This is a genomic window from Pantoea sp. B9002 (assembly GCF_013385945.1).
GTDB lineage: Bacteria > Pseudomonadota > Gammaproteobacteria > Enterobacterales > Enterobacteriaceae > Pantoea.
The window spans coordinates 156,067-171,657 of record NZ_JACAPA010000002.1; the positions used below are offsets into that span (position 1 = coordinate 156,067).

Sequence of the window (15,591 nt, forward strand, 5' to 3'; positions counted from 1 at the left end):
GGTTGGCAAGGTCGCCATAAATGGCGACCCTGCATCGTAGCGGCGCAATTTATTGCACGCCTTTGACTTTAAAAACGCGCGATGAATCGCGCCGCTACGGTGCTGTGCGGAATCAAATTCAATGCGATCGCAAATCGCTGAGAAAGCGCTGCGCGCGCGGGTGCTGCGGCTGGGTAAAGAACTGTTCCGGTTGTGATTTCTCCAGAATCTGTCCCTGATCCATAAACCAGATGGTATCCGCCACCTCACGGGCAAAGTTCATCTCGTGGGTCACGCACATCATCGTCATCCCTTCCTGCGCCAGACCGCGCATCACCGATAACACTTCGCCGACCATCTCCGGATCGAGCGCCGAGGTCGGTTCATCGAACAGCATCACCGGCGGCTTCATCGCCAGCGCGCGGGCAATCGCCACGCGCTGCTGCTGGCCGCCGGATAACTGCGCCGGATAGGCATCGGCTTTATGCGCTAAGCCTACGCGCTCCAGCAGTTCGCCGGCCTGACGACGCGCTTCGCTGCGCTTCATGCCCAGCACTTTCATCGGCGACATCATGATGTTCTCGGCCACCGACACATGCGGGAAGAGGTTGAAGCTCTGAAACACAAAGCCGATGCGCGTGCGCAGCTGATTGAGGCGCGTGCTGCTGCCGTGAATATCGGTGCCATCAAACACGATCTGCCCATCATCGATCGGTTCTAAACGGTTAACGGTGCGGATCAGCGTCGATTTGCCCGAGCCGGAAGGGCCGCACACCACCACCACTTCGCCGGGATTAATCTCGGCGCTCAGGTTGGTCAGCGCCTGATACGCGCCGTACCATTTGTTGACCTGATTAAACATGATCATCGGTCCCATGCGGTTTCCTTATTGCGAAGAGGTTTTAGTCAGCATCACCGCGGGTGCCACGCTGGCAGCCGGTTGCGGCGCTTGACGACGTTTCTGCGCAATGTGCGCTTCGAGTTTATTGGCCAGCCAGGTGAGGCTGAAGCAGATGAGGTAGTAGCTCAGCGCCACAATGGCGAACACCTGAAACGGTTTGGTCAGCAGCTGATTGCTCACCTGATTGGCGGCAAAGGTCAGCTCCGGCACGTTAATCACGTAGCCCAGCGTACTGTCTTTGATGATCGACACCAGCTGGCTGACCAGGCTGGGCAAGGTGTTGAACAGCGCCTGCGGCAGGATCACCAGACGCAGGGTTTTCAGGTGGCTCATGCCGAGCGCGCGCGAGGCTTCGTATTGACCGTGCGGCAGCGCCTGAATGCCGCCGCGCACGATCTCGGCGATATAAGCACTCTCATAAATCACCAGCGTACACAGCATGGTGGCGAAACCGCTGATGTTGTGGCCAATCAGCAGCGGCACACAGAAGTACGTCCAGAACACCACCATCATCAGCGGGATGCCGCGCAGCAGGTAAACCCAGCCGGTGGCGGGCCAGCTCAGCCAGCGCCACGGCGACAGACGTGCCAGGCCCAGCAGCACACCAATCGGAAACGCCAGCAACACCGCCAGCGCCGAGATCAGCAGCGTACAGAGCACGCCGCCAATCGGACCGTTCGGGTATTGGCCCATCAACAGCAGCATGCCGTTGTCATGCAAAATGGTGAACATCTCAAACATCGCCATTACCTCGCATAGACGCGCTGGAAGCGGCGGGCCAGCAGTGCGCCAAGGCCCATCAGCAGCAGGGAGAAGAACAGATAGCCCACGGTCGCCACGATGTAGGATTCGAAGGTACGGAACGTTTGGTTCTCAATATCGCGCGTCACATAGGTGAGATCCGCCACGCCAATCACCATCGCCAGGCTGGTGTTTTTAAACAGCAGCACCGTGTGGTTGATCATTGCGGGCATGGCGTTGCGAATGCCCTGCGGCAGAATCACACCGTGCATGGCGCGCACGTAGCTCATGCCGAGTGCGCGCGCGGCTTCGTTCTGCCCGTCGGGAATGGCGCGCAGGCCGCTGCGGATATCTTCGGAGAAGTATGCCGCCTGACACAGGCCCAGCGCGGTGAGGGAGAACAGGAACTCGGCGTTGTAGTTGTTGATCCACATCTGCAGCGCTTCTGGCAGCAGCGTGGGAATGGCGAAGTACCACATCATCAACTGGATCAGCGTTGGCACATTGCGGTGATAAGAGACATAGGCTTTGACCAGCCCAACCGCAACGCGGTTTTCAGTCAGGCGGATCACCACCAGCAGCAGCGCCAGCACCATCGCCAGCAGCCAGGCACCCAACGCCAGTTCAAGGGTGATCACCGTTCCGTCAACGATCATCTGGCCGTATTGGCCGGTTATCACACTGCTGAAATCGAGAGCCATTCTGTTACCTCATGGTCGCAAATTACGCGCTGTGGTCGCCCGGTCGCATAGTGGAAAGACCGCCCGGCACCTGCAATGTCGGGGTGATTTCGATGTTGCCGATATTCACCGCCAGCGGTGCCGCGAGCGCGAAGGCGACGCAGTCGGCGATATCTTTGGCCTGCGGCAGTTCAAAGCCATCAATGAAGCGGCGGCGCGCCTCTTCGTGATCGCCCGACACGTTGCCGAAGATATCGGTGGCGACGCGGCCCGGACAGATTTCGGTGATGCGCACGCGCGCACCGTAGCAATCGACGCGCAGCTGGCGCGAAAGGGCATGCACGCCAGCTTTGGTGGCGTGATACACCGAGTTACCGTTGAAGTTGTAGATGGCAGCAATCGAGGTGATGTTGAAGACGTGGCCACGATCGCGCGCCACCATGCCCGGCACCAGCAAACGACACAGATGCAGCACCGCGCGCAGATTGACGTCGACCTGGGTTTCAATCACGTTCTCATCGGCATCGAGGATCGAGCCCGGATGCGACAGGCCAGCGTTATTCACCAGAATGTCGATTTCGAGATCCTGGCACAGCGCGGTCAGCGCCTTAACGTCGCTAACATCCACCGCGTGCGGAATACAGCCGGTACGATCGGCCAGCGCCGCCAGTTGCTCTTTACGGCGCGCCACCGCGTGCACGGTGATGCCCTCTTTGCATAGGCGCTCAACGATCGCTTCGCCCATTCCCGCCGATGCGCCGGTCACCAGCGCGGTTTTGTAATCTGAAAATGGCATCTGCCTCTCCTCGTTAGTGCGTCTTTTGACTGTATGCAGTTATGCCGCAAGGGCATAAGACATAAAAATTTTGAGGCAATAAGCGCCCCTTATAACCCTTGCCTGCCGTACTTCACCCGTTCCAACATTGCGCAATAAATTGCGCCGCTACGACATGTGCGGTGATTGATCGACTCACAAAATGCACGTATTGGTAGCGGCGTGATTTATCGCGCGGTGTTGACCTTATGCGCTTGACGGCGCAAATGTCAGAATGTCCTCGTCGTACTCCACCGCAGCAAGATGTTCCAACGCGAGCAATTGCACCGTGCCACTATCCGGGCTGATCACCGGCACATACAGCGGGCCAACCTGCACCAGCGCCACCACCTCACCGGCCACGATGTGCTGGCCGGGCGTGACAAAATCCTGCGGGCTATGCGGATGGCGGCGCAGCAGCGTGCCGGGCATCGGTGCGCCGATGCGTTGCGTGATGGAGGGGATTTCAGCGGCGGGAACCGTGACAGGCGTGGGCGTCGGTGGCGAGGCGGCGAAGGTCAACCGCAGCGACCATTGCTTGCCATCGAGCGCCAGGCTGTTCAGCCCGGAGGATTGCATCTTGCGCGCCAGCGCACGCAGCGTCGGCAGCGGTATTGCGGTTTTATCCATGGAATTCCCGTCAAAGCGAAACACGCCCGCCGGAGCGGGCAAAATCGTAATCTAGCGCGTTCGCAATACGGGCAGTAAGAGGGTTTCGCTTTGCGGCAATAAGCGGGACTTATCCCACCAACGTCAGAGGATGATTCTCAACGTTGCGGCGCGACATCAGCGACAGCAGGATCGATTTCACCGCTTCGGCCGGCTGCGACAGCGGCAGGTGATCCGACATGCAGAACGACAGCGACACTTGCACATCTGGATCGACGATCTTCGCCATCCACGCATCGCCGCTTTTCAGCATCGCGCGCGCTGCGGATTCCGGCATGATGGTGGTGCCAAGTCCGGCGCTCAGGGCGGCATTCAGCGTAGTTTGCGATTCGATCTCGCATTTCACGCGGTACTGCAGATTGTTGTGTACGAAGGCATCGTCGAGCACTTTGCGCATGATGTTGTAGACACGCGGCAGGAACAGATCGTATTGCGCCACCTGCGCCAGCGGGATCTCTTTCACCGGCTGCGCGAGGCTAAACGGGCAGACGAAGTAGAGATCTTCTTTCATCAGCGGCATAAAGCGCAGGCCGTGAATGGTGCGATGATCGTAAATCACCGCCATATCCATGCGGCCATTCATGATCAGTTCGCTCAGCGTGGTGCCGAAGTTTTCATTGAAGTAGAGCACGATGCCGGGATGCTGCTGCTGCACTTCCATCATCAGCGGTAACGCGAGGTTTTGTGCCGCGGTGCCCGGCGCTAAGCCAACTGAGACGCTGCCACTCAACGAGGCGCCAACCAGCTCAATGGCGCTTTGTGCCTGCTCGCACTGGCGCAAAATCGCCTGCGCGTGGGAATAGAGCGTTTTACCGGCTTCGGTCGGCGTTACGCCGCGCTTGGTACGAATGAGCAGTTGCTGATTCACTTCCCCTTCCAGCGTAGCCAGCTGCTGGCTCAGCGCGGGCTGGGCAATATGCAAAATATCGGCGGCCTGGGTCAGGCTGCCCACATCAACAATTTTAACAAAGTACTTCAGGCGACGAAGATTCATGAACGCTTCCTCCAACAGAACGCATAGCGGGTATCAAGCAAAGTTGATGCCAAAATAAGCTTTCGCGAGTGAACTCAGACAGGAGGGTAGAGCCACAGTGCCTCCTACGGCAGGTGCTGAGTTGGACAGTTGCCGAGACGGCGAGGGTAAAACAGCGACCTGTGCACTGGTATGGTGCGATTCACTCATTAGATTTGGCGATGATGGGAGTGAGTAAACGGGCGTTGCGCGCTGTTAACCGGCACTCAAAGTAACACTCTATTAACATTGCGTCAGGCGCTGGCGCGTGACCTGCCGCGCATTTCCACATCAGGCTCGCCACCTTTATGACGAAAGTGTGCGGTCGGTTCAGTCATCGCTTTGTGTTATATCACCACAACAAAGCACTATTAACCGCCGCTTCTGGCAAAAACCTATTCTCTGGTAAACGTCGTGTTTGCAGCTTACTGCAAGCCGTTCATGCTGACACTGAGCCAGGATTAACCCATGCCCGAGATAGCCGATCGATTAAAGAATGTGACCGTTTCTGCCTCCGTTGCCATGACCCAAAAGGCCCGCGATCTCGCGGCGCAGGGCATTGATGTGGTGGCGCTTTCTACCGGTGAACCCGATTTCCCCACGCCACCTCACGCGATTGAAGCCGCTTATGCCGCCGCGCGCGCCGGGGATACGTGCTATCCGCCCACCGACGGCACGCCAGCGCTGCGCAAAGCGATCCAGCTGAAGTTCAAACGCGATAATCAGCTCGATTACGATGTCAGCCAGATCCTCACTGCCGGCGGCGCTAAGCAGATCATCTTTAACGCGATCCTCGCGACCATCAATCCTGGCGATGAAGTGGTGATCCCTACGCCGTCGTGGATCAGCTATGCCGATATCGTCAAATTCGCTGGTGGCGTGCCGGTGGCACTTCCCTGCGCGCAGGAGAACGGCTTCAAACCGCTGCCAACCGATTTGGACGCCGCCATCACCGACAAAACCAAGTGGCTGCTGCTCAACTATCCGAGCAATCCCACCGGTTCGGTGGCGAGCAAAACAGAGCTGCACGCGCTGGGCGAGGTGCTGCTGCGCCACCCGCAGGTGTGGATCATGACCGACGATATCTACGAACACCTGATTTATGACGATGTGCGTTTCTACACGCTGGCGCAGGTTGAGCCGCGTCTGTTTGACCGCGTGCTGACGGTGAACGGCGTATCGAAAGCCTATTCCATGACCGGCTGGCGATTGGGATTCTGCGGTGGTCCGGCGCCGTTGATCAAAGCGATGAGCAACGTGAATACCCAGAACAGCGGCGGCGTCTGCACCTTAACGCAAGCCGCGGCGGTAGCGGTGCTGGAAGGCCCGCAGGATCTGCTGCAAGAGCGTGCGCGCATCTATCTTCAGCGCCGCGATTACGTGCTGGAGCGCCTGACGTCGATTGATGGCCTGCGCTGCCACAAACCGCAGGGCGCGTTTTATCTGTTTGTGAATATCGCAGGTTATATCGGCAAAACCAGCGCCGGTGGCCGGTTGATCGATAACGATGCCGATTTTGTGCTGGCGCTGATTGAGGAGCAGCACGTGGTGACGGTGCAGGGCGCGGCGTACGGCATGAGCCCGTTTATCCGGTTGTCGTATGCCACGAGCATGGAGCGGTTAGAGACGGGATGCGATCGTATAGCGGCGTTTTGTGGTGGTTGTATTTAATTCATCGAAATAATTATCGCGCCGTTGCGGATAGATGCAAAAACCGTAGCGGCGCAATTTATTGCGCGATAAATCGCGCCGCTACGAATCGGTGCGATTGATAAGTAGGCCGCTAATCAATGACAACCTCTGCCGCCGGGGCGATCTGATGGCCGCTGGCTTCGATTTCGCTGCGCACAATGGTGGCGAGCGCCAGTGAACCTGGCGTGTCGCTGTGAACCAGAATCGAGCGCGCACGCACGGCAATCTCTTCACCTTCAATCGTCGTCACCGTGCCGTGCTGCAAAAACTGGCGCACGCGGGCACGCAGCGCGGTTTCCTCTTTGATCACCGCACCGGCAATGCCGCGCGGCACCAGACGGCCTTGCGCGTCATAGGCGCGGTCGGCCAGAAACAGCGTCAGCGTCTTCAGGCCCGCCGCCTGCGCCGCGACTTCAATGATGGTATCGGGCTGGGCGAAGATGATCAGATCGCTATTGATGCGCGCCACTAACTCCATCACCTGTTGCGCCAGGGCGGCATCGCGGTTGACGATGTTGCCCATCGCGGCGTGGAAACTGAAGTGGGAAACCTGGGTGCCTTCCGCGCGGGCAATCGCCGTCAGCGCACCGAGCTGATAGGCCACTTGCTGACAAATCTCTTCGGCACTAAACGGCAGTTCGCGGCGGCCAAAACCCTGACGATCCGGCAAGCCGGGATGCGCGCCAATGCCCACGCCATTTGCCTTCGCCAGCCGCACCATGTTGGTCATGATCGCCGGATCGCCGGCGTGGAAACCGCAGGCGATATTGGCAGATGACACCACTTTCATCAGCGCGGCGTCATCGCACAGCTGGTAAACGCCGAAGCCTTCGCCCATATCGGAATTCACATCAATCTTCATGTTTGGTTTCCTTATGCGGATTAAACGGTAAGCGCTTTACGCAGTGGCTGGCAGCTAACACGCAGGCGGCTCAGCCAGCGCGCCACTTCCTGTTCGATGGCGATCGCTTCACGCACATCGCTGTGGATCAGCTGGATCGACTGGCCCGGCAGCACTTGCCCAAGCCGCCACAGATCCTGCTCGATCACGCCAGCGATCTTCGGATAACCGCCGGCGGTGTTGGCATCGCTTAGCTGGATGATCGGTTCGCCTCCCGGCGGCACCTGCACAATGCCGGGGATCAGCCCGTAAGATCGCATCTCAACGGTTTCTGACGGGAAGATCGGATCGCCAGAAAGCCGATAGCCGGTGCGATTGCTTTGATTTGATACCTGCCAGGATTGCTGCCAGAAGCGTGCGGCATCGGCGGCAAACAGCGGATATTCGCCAGAGGGAATAGCGCGCAGCTGAATTTCTCCGGCGCTGTTGCGGGGAAAACAGGCATGTAACGCGCTGTCCGGCGGTTCGATGCCAATGCCACTTTGCGGAAGTGCCGGGCCGCGATTTTCGCCGAGCGTTAGCCGATCGCCACGCTGCAGTGGGCGTCCTTCAATACCGCCGAAACCGCCGCGCAGCGCGGTACTGCGCGAGCCGAGCACCATTGGCACATCAATACCGCCAGCAAGACACACATAGCCACGCGCGCCGCTGCGCGGATAGCGCAGCTCCAGCACTTGTCCGGCACGCACGCTGCAGCCCCACCACGGCGGCAGCGGCGTGCCATCCAGCGTGGCACGGCAATCGGCGCCGGTCACCGCGATGCTGCCTTCCTGCAGAAAACGTACGCGGAACGGGAACAGCTGCACTTCAATCGCCGCTGCATTTTCGTCGTTGCCGAGGAGGAGATTACCGGCACGCAGCGCCAGCGGATCCATCGCGCCGCTCACCGACACGCCCATGTGGCGATAGTTGAAGCGACCTAAATCCTGCACCGTGTTGAGCGCACCGCTCTGTTCGATCTCAATCACAGCTCAATCCTCTGCGGCAGAAAACGGATGCGATCGCCCGGTGCCATCAGCGCGGGCGATGCGGCCTGCGGGTCAAACACCGCCAGCTCGGCAAAACCAATCGCGTTCCAGCCGTTCGGGCCGGTCAGCGCCGAAACGCCCGCCTGCGCGCCGCCGATGGTGACGGTGCCTTTCAACATGCTGAGCGACGGCACTTTCTTGCGCGGTGTCGCCAGCAGCGGATCGAGACCGTGCAGATAGCCGAAGCCCGGCGCGCTGCCCAGCGCAAAAACCGTGTATTCGCTTTGATGATGCAGGCGCACCACTTCGCGTGGGCTCAAGCCGGTATGTCGGCACACCGCCTCGAGATCGGTGGCGTGTTCTCCGCCGTAATGCACCGGGATTTCAATCAGTTTGCCCTGCGGACTGATCGCCTGCGCCTGATCCCAGGCGGCATGCAGCTGCATGCGCACGGCGGTTTCATCGGCTGGAATATGGCGGAACAGCACCAGCAGATTGGTGACGCCGGGGATCAGCGCTTCAATCGCTTCGTCGGCATGCAGCAGGCGCGCCAGCGACCAGATGCGCCGCTGCGCCGGGAGATCGAAACCGCCCGGCGCTTCCACCAGCCACGCGCGAGCGCCGATGGTGGAGAGTTTGATATCAGAGGAGCAAGCCAGCGCGGGAACGCTGGCGGGCTGGAGAGCAGAGTGCGACTTCACGGGCATGGTTATTCCAGCGGTTCAAATTTCAGACTGGAGAGCGGCTGTACGCGCTCTTCGCGCACCATTTTGTATTCGGTGTTGGGTCCAATCCAGGTATCCCAGATTTTGTCGATGGTGCCGTCATCGTCCATCGCCTTCAGGCTGCTGTTGACGCTGGCCAGCAGCGCCGGTTCATCACGCTTCATGCCGACACCAATCGGCTCCAGCGCCATCGGCTCTTTGATCATCGCCAGATTGATGCCGTCTTTTTTCGCCTGCGAAATGGTTTTGATGCCGGTCATGGTGTTGGTGACGAAGCCCACTGATTTGTTCTGCTGCAGCGCGAGGAAGGCGGAGGCTGAATCCTGGAAGGTCACCGCTTTGCCGCCTTTGATGTGAATTGATTGCTCAGAGGTGGTGCCTTTAGTGGCGCTGATGCGTTTCCCCTGGAAATAGCTCAGCGGCTTGTCGGCCAGCGGTGCTTTCACCAGCAGCATCTCTTTGGCGACGTAATAGGGATCGCTGAACTGAATCTGGTTGCCGCGGGTTTTGGTGTAGGCCAGATTGGCGATCAGCACGTCGGCGCGGCCGGTCGCAATCACCGCAATACGCGCTTCCACCGAAGTGGGCACCAGCGTCAGTTTGACGTTCATCTGCTTTGCCAGCGCGTTACACAGATCGATATCCATGCCCGCCAGCTGACGCGTTTTCGGATCCGGGGAAGAGAAGGGCGGCACGTCCGAATAGACCGCGCACTTTAGCTCGCCGCTGGATTTGATGTTGGCCATCATGTCGGCATGAGCAGCCGAAATAGCCAGCAGTGGCAGCAGTGCCAGCCCGATGGTGGTAGGTCTTTTCATGGTCATGTGAACTTCCTCAATGATGAATACCACGGCGTCACCGGGACGGAGCGCCTGCGTTCTCGCTTTTCTGGACTATATCGGCTTTGTTTTCAGGCGAAAAAGAGGGAAACCCTGTCGTGCAATAGCAAAAAAATATGGCTAAGCGGCGCATAAGTTCTTTCTATTCGGGCAGAGCAAAAAAGTGTTATCCAGCGCACACTTTTCTCGCCAGGCTTGATCGCATGTCCTCTCGGCAGTCCCGCCGATTGCATGTGGTAGAGAGAATAGAAAAGCATGAATGCCCGATTAGGCGTGTTACTGAAGATACTGGCCGCGCTGTGCGCCACCTTGATGCTGGCGTGTGTGAAGGGGTTGAACGGCGCCATTCCCACCGGCGAAGTGATTTTTTTCCGCAGTTTTATCGCGCTGTTTCCGCTGCTGATTTGGCTGAAAATGCAGGGCAACGTGCTGGAAAATCTCAAGACGCGTAACCTGTTTGGTCACTTTGTTCGCGGCTTCTCCGGCACCGGCGGCATGTACTTTAACTATCTGGCGCTGGTCTATATCTCGCTGGCCGATGCCACGGCGTTGAGCTATGCGGCGCCGCTGTTTACCGTGATCATGGCGGCGATGCTGCTGAAAGAGCGGGTGCGGGTTTCACGCTGGATCGCGGTGGTGGTGGGATTATCCGGCATTCTGATCATGCTCTCTTCCAGCCTGAGCGCTAACGGCGCGCTGTTTTCCCATGGGGCCAGCAACGCGACGGCGAGCCTTGGCGTGGCATTGGCGTTGCTGGCAGCGCTTTGCTCCGCGACTTCTAACGTGCAAATCCGCTTCCTCAACGGCATCGAAAAGCCGGGCGCGATTGTGTTCTATTTCTCACTGATGACTACCGTAATCGGCCTGGCGACGGCGCTGTTTGGCTGGAGCAAACCCAGCGCGATGCAGCTGTTATTGCTGGTGGGATGCGGCCTGTTTGGCGGTCTGGCACAGATTCTGGTGACGCTGAGCCTGCGTTACGCCGATGCGTCACTGCTGGCACCGTTCGATTACACCACGCTGGTGTGGTCGATGCTGATTGGTTATCTGTTCCTGAACAGTCTGCCGGGCAGCACCACCTTGCTGGGCGCATCGATTGTGGCGCTGGCCGGGATATTTGCGGTGTGGCGCGAGAAGCGCCAGCGCAAACTGGCGATGGTGAGTAGTACGCCATAAGGTCACCATTTATGGCGACCTGGTGCGCATGAATGCGCACCCTACGACGGCGAAAGATTAGCGGAACACATCATCAATGATTTCAACCTGCTTGGTGCGCAGCGTCTCATCCAGCCAGCTGCGTTCGAGTGAGCCGGTTTTCGCCAGCTCGAAGTTGTGTTCATCAACGATTAAATACGCCTGGGCCGCTTCGAGAATGCGTGCGGCATCCTGGCGAGGAATCACAATTACACCATCCGCATCGCCCAGCACGATATCGCCCGGTGAGACGTGAATTTTACCGCAGGCAATCGGCACGTTGATCTCGCCCGGACCATCCTTGAACGGGCCGCCCGGCGTGTGACCGGCGGCGTAGATGGGGAAGTCCATGCGTGACAACCCTTCGATATCCCGGACCGGTCCGTCCAGCACAATACCTTCCATACCGCGCTGTCTGGCATAGGTCGCCATCACTTCTCCCATCAGCGACTGGCTGCGATCGCCCTCATTCGACAGAATAATCACATCGTTTCGGCCCGCCATATCCAGCGCTTTGTGCAGCATCAAATTGTCGCCGGAACGCGCTTTAACCGTTACCGCCAGGCCGCACATGATCGGCTGACGCGGCGCAGTTTTCAGGCTAATCTCGGCCGACAACGCGGGCAAACGGCTCATGCAATCCGCCACCACCGCAGCCGGTAAACGGCGAAAAGCTTCCAGCAGCGGTTCGGCATCGGCGGGACGACGTAAATAGATTCGGTTTCCTGCGCTCATGGTTATTTTCCTGTAGGGAGTGATTTAATTAATCGAGTCGTATTTCTGGGTGAATATTTAAATGCAAAAGTAAGATTTTTTATTTTCCGTTGTGATGAGTCATTACTTCATTGAATAGGGAGTTCAGCTAACAAGCTGAATAAGATGGTGATTACTGGCACGTGATTAAGCTTACGCGATTGCGCAGGTGTTACGCACGGGATGTTACGGCTAACCGAGACAGGATCACGAATTAATATTTCGGGTGAATTTAACTCACTGATAATTAATTTTATTGGATTTTATTATGGGGAGATAGATTAAAAGTATTAGCTGAGTATTTAATTATTTTTCAGAGGCAACTCTCAAATCTAAAACGTTAAGTGCAGCGGCAAGTAGAAATCATGATGCAAATCATCTCTCAAAATATAACTTCCAGTTTATATGGCATGGATATAAACTACAGTTTATGAGAGGTAATTTTGAACAGTTGGGAAGTCGAAATTACTTTGCTCTTCGCAGCATGGCTGCAAGAACAAGATGATGAAATGGTTGAAGATGTGCTGTCGAGTCTCGAACTGCTGAAGGTGTTTGGCCCAATGTTGGGGCGACCGGATGTCGATACCGTCATCGGCTCTCGTTTTGCCAACATGAAGGAACTTCGCGTTCAAAGCAATGGAAGGCCGATTCGTGCATTTTTCGCGTTTGATCCCGTGAGGAAGGCTATCGTGCTGTGTGCGGGGGATAAAACTGGCGTGAATCAGAAGCGTTTCTACCAATCGATGATCAAATTGGCCGATAAAGAGTACAAGCAGCATCTGGAGGAATTAACCAATGCCAAAACTTGAAGAACTGATTGCGCAGCGTTCCCCTGAATCTCAGGAGCGTATTAAAAATAAGGCCGATCAAAAAATCCTGGAAATCCGCCTGCGTCAGTTGCGTGAGGAGCTGGAACTTTCACAGGTTCAGCTGGCTGAAAAGATGGGTATCTCGCAACCTGCTATCGCCGCGATTGAAGCGCGAGGTGACGAGATAAAACTTTCCAGCCTGAAAAAGTATGTAGAGGCGTTAGGCGGTAAGTTGAGTCTGAATGTTGAACTTCCCACCGGAGATGGTCGGATATTTCAGATCTGATGTGGGGGAAGATGTCGGTGAGAAACTGGCATCTTTTTCAGAACGCAGAAAAGCAAAAACCCAGCCATAAGCTGGGTTTTCAGAATGTTGGTGCCCGGACGCGGAATCGAACCACGGACACGGGGATTTTCAATCCCCTGCTCTACCGACTGAGCTATCCGGGCAACGGGGCGCATTAAACCCTAATGGCTTACAGCCGTCAACGGCTTTCGTCAAAAAAGCGTAGCAATCGTGATTGATTGCTTGCTTTTCAGACAAGATGGATAAAAAGGCTACGCCAGCGCACCATTTTTGCGGCACAGCGCGATGCCGAGTACATCTTCCGCCAGGCGGCGCGCCGTCGCGACATCCTGCACGTTGCGTTTCACCAGCAGTTTGCTCAGGCAACCTTCCAGAATCAGCTCCATCTGATCGGCCACCATGGTGGGATTATCCAGCGCTAAATCGACCAGAATTTCATGGGTGAATTGCCAGGAACTGCGCTTTTGCTGTTCGGCTAGCTGATGCACCGGCTGATCGGGTTGCGGATAGAAGCTGCAAGCGGCGATAAACAGGCAGCCGGGAAAACGGCCTTTGCTGACGTGTTCGCTCAGCACTTCGTAGCGGGCTAACAGCTTTTGTTCGGCGCTGAGGTGTTCATCGAGCTGCACCTGACGACGCCAGCTGTCAATCTGCTGGCCGTGATAGCGCAGCGCGTCATACAGCAAGGCATCACGATCGGGCCAGAAACGTGTCAGATGTTCGGCTTCAAGACCGGTTGCGCCAGCCAGCTGAGTTAGGGAAGTGGTGGCGGCCAGGCCGCTTTGTTCGAGCACATTCAACGCATGCTCGAGTATTTGTTCACGTTGCAAGTGACTCTCCTCTGGAATGCGGGCCCGCTCGCGGACGAACGGGCAGTGTCCTGCTGTCAGTGTCGTTTAACGTGACACATTCTGCAAATGCGCGCGGAAATCGGCGGCGTTGAGGAAGCCGGTGACGCGCGAATCGGGGATCTCTTTGCCTTGCGCATCGAAGAACAGAATGGTTGGCAAACCTAAAACCTGCAGATGCTGCAACAGCGCGTTGTCCTGCTCGTTATTGGCGGTGACATTGGCTTGCAGCAGTTGAACCTGACTTAACGCGTTACGCACGCCCTCATCGCTGAAGGTGTATTTCTCGAACTCTTTGCAGGCTACGCACCAGTCGGCGTAGAGATCGACCATGGTGATGCGGCCTTGCGCCTGCTGCAGCGCGCTGTCGAGCTGCTCGCTGCTGGTGATGGTGTGGAACGGCAGATGCGCCACGGCTTGCGCGCTGTTGCTGCTGCCAAACGCCCAATCCTGTAGCGGGCGCGCACTGACCAGCGCGGCGGCGAGCATGATGATTTGCAGCACGCGCCATTTGCCGCTGGCGCGCAGGCTGAGGCTGAATGCCCAGGCAAAAAACGCCACGCCGAGCAGGCTCCACAGACGGATGCCCCAAAGATCGCCAATCACCCGTTCCAGCAGGAATACCGGCAGCGCCAGAATCACAAAGCCAAAACCTTCTTTGACGGTTTGCATCCACGGCCCACTTTTTGGCAGCAGCTTGTTGCCAAACATCGTCACGGCAATCAGCGGCAGGCCCATGCCGAAGGCATACAGCCACAGCGTACCGGCTCCAGCCCACAGATTACCGCTCTGCGCGATGTACAACAGAATGGCGCTGAGCGGTGCGGTGGTGCAGGGCGAGCAGATCAATCCGGCCAGTGCGCCCATCATAAATACGCCCGGCAGCGAGCCACCTTGCTGGCGATTGCTCCACAGCGTGAGGCGCGTTTGCAGGCTGGCAGGCAATTGCAGCGAGAACAGGCCAAACATCGACAGCGCCAGCACGATAAACAGGGCCGACAAGCCAATCAACACGTAAGGATGCTGCAGCGCCGCCTGGAAGCGTAATCCTGCCGCTGCGACAACCATGCCGAGCACGGTGTACGTCAGCGCCATACCTTGCACATACACCATCGCCAGCGCGAACAATCGCCCCATCGAATAGCGGCGCGGGCCACCTAAAATGATGCTGGAGATCAGCGGATACATCGGCAATACGCACGGCGTGAAAGCAACGCCAATACCAATCAGCAGCGCCCACAGCGGTGAAAACGGCAGCGGCGTGCGGTGATTGGCGGGCTGCGCGCTGACCGCAGGCGCATCCTGATTGGCGGCAACCGCGCTCAGCGGCACCGCGCGGGTTTCCGGCGGATAGCAGAAGCCCGCAGCGGCGCAGCCCTGATAGGTTACGGTGACGGTTGCGCCGGCATCGGCCTGGCGCAGCGTGATCGGCAGTTGCAGATCCTGCGGATAGATTTCACTTTTGCCGTAGAACTCATCTTCATGCGGCTGGCCCGGCGGCAACGTCAGCGGGGCAATCTGCGCTTTTTGTGGCGTGACGTGGATTTGCTGGCGATAGAGATAGTAGCCATCCTTCACTTTCCAGCTGAGCGTCAGCTGATTGCCTTGCTGAGAGAAATCGAAGCCAAACGCCTGATCAACCGGCACAAAGCGGCTGTTGTTGTTCGGGGAGAAGAGTGAGGCTTGTGCCGAAAGGCAGAAAACCAGCGCCAGGCAAAAGCCGGCAAGGCGAAAGAGTCGTGCAGCCATAGCGAATGAA

At 57.6% G+C, this 15,591-nt stretch carries 17 protein-coding genes and 1 tRNA gene; 4 read left to right on the forward strand and 14 right to left on the reverse strand.

Annotation, left to right across the window (positions count from 1 at the left end; all coding sequences use genetic code 11):
- Nucleotides 1-118: 118 nt before the first annotated feature.
- From HX773_RS01385 to nac, 6 genes are all read right to left on the reverse strand, one after another.
- Nucleotides 119-856, reverse strand: coding sequence for an amino acid ABC transporter ATP-binding protein (locus tag HX773_RS01385; protein WP_061718312.1), 738 nt, complete (start codon nt 854-856; stop codon nt 119-121).
- 9 nt (nt 857-865) lie between these two features.
- Nucleotides 866-1,621 carry an amino acid ABC transporter permease gene (locus tag HX773_RS01390; RefSeq protein ID WP_176970137.1) on the reverse strand — a complete coding sequence of 252 codons (756 nt, stop codon included), beginning with the start codon at nt 1,619-1,621 and terminating at the stop codon, nt 866-868.
- 5 nt (nt 1,622-1,626) lie between these two features.
- On the reverse strand, nt 1,627-2,322 hold the full coding sequence (locus tag HX773_RS01395) for an amino acid ABC transporter permease (protein WP_176970138.1): 696 nt from the start codon (nt 2,320-2,322) through the stop codon (nt 1,627-1,629).
- A 22-nt stretch (nt 2,323-2,344) separates the two neighbouring features.
- Nucleotides 2,345-3,097, reverse strand: a complete 753-nt coding sequence (locus HX773_RS01400) for an SDR family oxidoreductase (protein ID WP_176970139.1) — start codon at nt 3,095-3,097, stop codon at nt 2,345-2,347.
- 225 nt (nt 3,098-3,322) lie between these two features.
- Nucleotides 3,323-3,745 (reverse strand): biotin/lipoyl-containing protein, encoded by a 423-nt coding sequence (locus HX773_RS01405; protein WP_176970140.1) that lies wholly within the window; start codon nt 3,743-3,745, stop codon nt 3,323-3,325.
- Between the two features lie 109 nt (nt 3,746-3,854).
- A complete protein-coding gene (nac, locus tag HX773_RS01410; protein ID WP_049851333.1) occupies nt 3,855-4,778 on the reverse strand; it encodes a nitrogen assimilation transcriptional regulator NAC in 924 nt (307 codons plus the stop codon).
- Nucleotides 4,779-5,264: 486 nt separating this feature from the next.
- On the opposite strand from nac, the gene HX773_RS01415 reads away from it, so the two are divergent.
- Nucleotides 5,265-6,467, forward strand: a complete 1,203-nt coding sequence (locus tag HX773_RS01415; protein ID WP_176970141.1) for a pyridoxal phosphate-dependent aminotransferase — start codon at nt 5,265-5,267, stop codon at nt 6,465-6,467.
- A gap of 112 nt (nt 6,468-6,579) precedes the next feature.
- Here HX773_RS01415 and HX773_RS01420 read toward each other — a convergent pair whose 3' ends face one another.
- The 4 genes from HX773_RS01420 to HX773_RS01435 are packed head-to-tail and all read right to left on the reverse strand — an operon-like array spanning nt 6,580 to nt 9,906.
- Nucleotides 6,580-7,350 carry a 5-oxoprolinase subunit PxpA gene (locus HX773_RS01420; RefSeq protein WP_176970142.1) on the reverse strand — a complete coding sequence of 257 codons (771 nt, stop codon included), beginning with the start codon at nt 7,348-7,350 and terminating at the stop codon, nt 6,580-6,582.
- Nucleotides 7,351-7,370: 20 nt separating this feature from the next.
- Complete coding sequence (locus HX773_RS01425) at nt 7,371-8,357, reverse strand: biotin-dependent carboxyltransferase family protein (RefSeq protein ID WP_176970143.1); 987 nt, start codon at nt 8,355-8,357, stop codon at nt 7,371-7,373.
- Nucleotides 8,354-9,064 carry a 5-oxoprolinase subunit PxpB gene (pxpB, locus tag HX773_RS01430; RefSeq protein WP_176970144.1) on the reverse strand — a complete coding sequence of 237 codons (711 nt, stop codon included), beginning with the start codon at nt 9,062-9,064 and terminating at the stop codon, nt 8,354-8,356. The genes HX773_RS01425 and pxpB overlap by 4 nt, the downstream gene beginning before the upstream one ends.
- 2 nt (nt 9,065-9,066) lie before the next feature.
- Nucleotides 9,067-9,906, reverse strand: coding sequence for a transporter substrate-binding domain-containing protein (locus HX773_RS01435; protein WP_049851337.1), 840 nt, complete (start codon nt 9,904-9,906; stop codon nt 9,067-9,069).
- A gap of 270 nt (nt 9,907-10,176) precedes the next feature.
- On the opposite strand from HX773_RS01435, the gene HX773_RS01440 reads away from it, so the two are divergent.
- Nucleotides 10,177-11,097, forward strand: a complete 921-nt coding sequence (locus tag HX773_RS01440; protein WP_176970145.1) for a DMT family transporter — start codon at nt 10,177-10,179, stop codon at nt 11,095-11,097.
- Nucleotides 11,098-11,154: 57 nt separating this feature from the next.
- On the opposite strand, the gene HX773_RS01445 is transcribed toward HX773_RS01440, so the two are convergent.
- Entirely contained in the window at nt 11,155-11,850 is a 696-nt protein-coding gene (locus HX773_RS01445; RefSeq protein ID WP_101762304.1) for an RraA family protein, read from the reverse strand.
- Between the two features lie 461 nt (nt 11,851-12,311).
- Here HX773_RS01445 and HX773_RS01450 point away from each other — a divergent pair, with 461 nt between their 5' ends.
- Together HX773_RS01450 and HX773_RS01455 are read left to right on the forward strand one after the other, a co-directional pair.
- Complete coding sequence (locus HX773_RS01450; RefSeq protein ID WP_176970146.1) at nt 12,312-12,677, forward strand: type II toxin-antitoxin system RelE/ParE family toxin; 366 nt, start codon at nt 12,312-12,314, stop codon at nt 12,675-12,677.
- Nucleotides 12,664-12,963 carry a helix-turn-helix domain-containing protein gene (locus HX773_RS01455; protein WP_176970147.1) on the forward strand — a complete coding sequence of 100 codons (300 nt, stop codon included), beginning with the start codon at nt 12,664-12,666 and terminating at the stop codon, nt 12,961-12,963. The genes HX773_RS01450 and HX773_RS01455 overlap by 14 nt, the downstream gene beginning before the upstream one ends.
- Nucleotides 12,964-13,051: 88 nt before the next feature.
- Here the strand turns inward: HX773_RS01455 and HX773_RS01460 are convergent.
- From HX773_RS01460 to HX773_RS01470, 3 genes are all read right to left on the reverse strand, one after another.
- Nucleotides 13,052-13,127, reverse strand: a tRNA-Phe gene (locus HX773_RS01460).
- A 108-nt stretch (nt 13,128-13,235) separates the two neighbouring features.
- A complete protein-coding gene (locus HX773_RS01465; RefSeq protein ID WP_176970148.1) occupies nt 13,236-13,814 on the reverse strand; it encodes a transcriptional regulator in 579 nt (192 codons plus the stop codon).
- Nucleotides 13,815-13,880: 66 nt separating this feature from the next.
- Nucleotides 13,881-15,581: a protein-disulfide reductase DsbD gene (locus HX773_RS01470; protein WP_176970149.1), complete on the reverse strand. Its 1,701-nt coding sequence runs from the start codon at nt 15,579-15,581 to the stop codon at nt 13,881-13,883.
- Nucleotides 15,582-15,591: the final 10 nt, after the last annotated feature.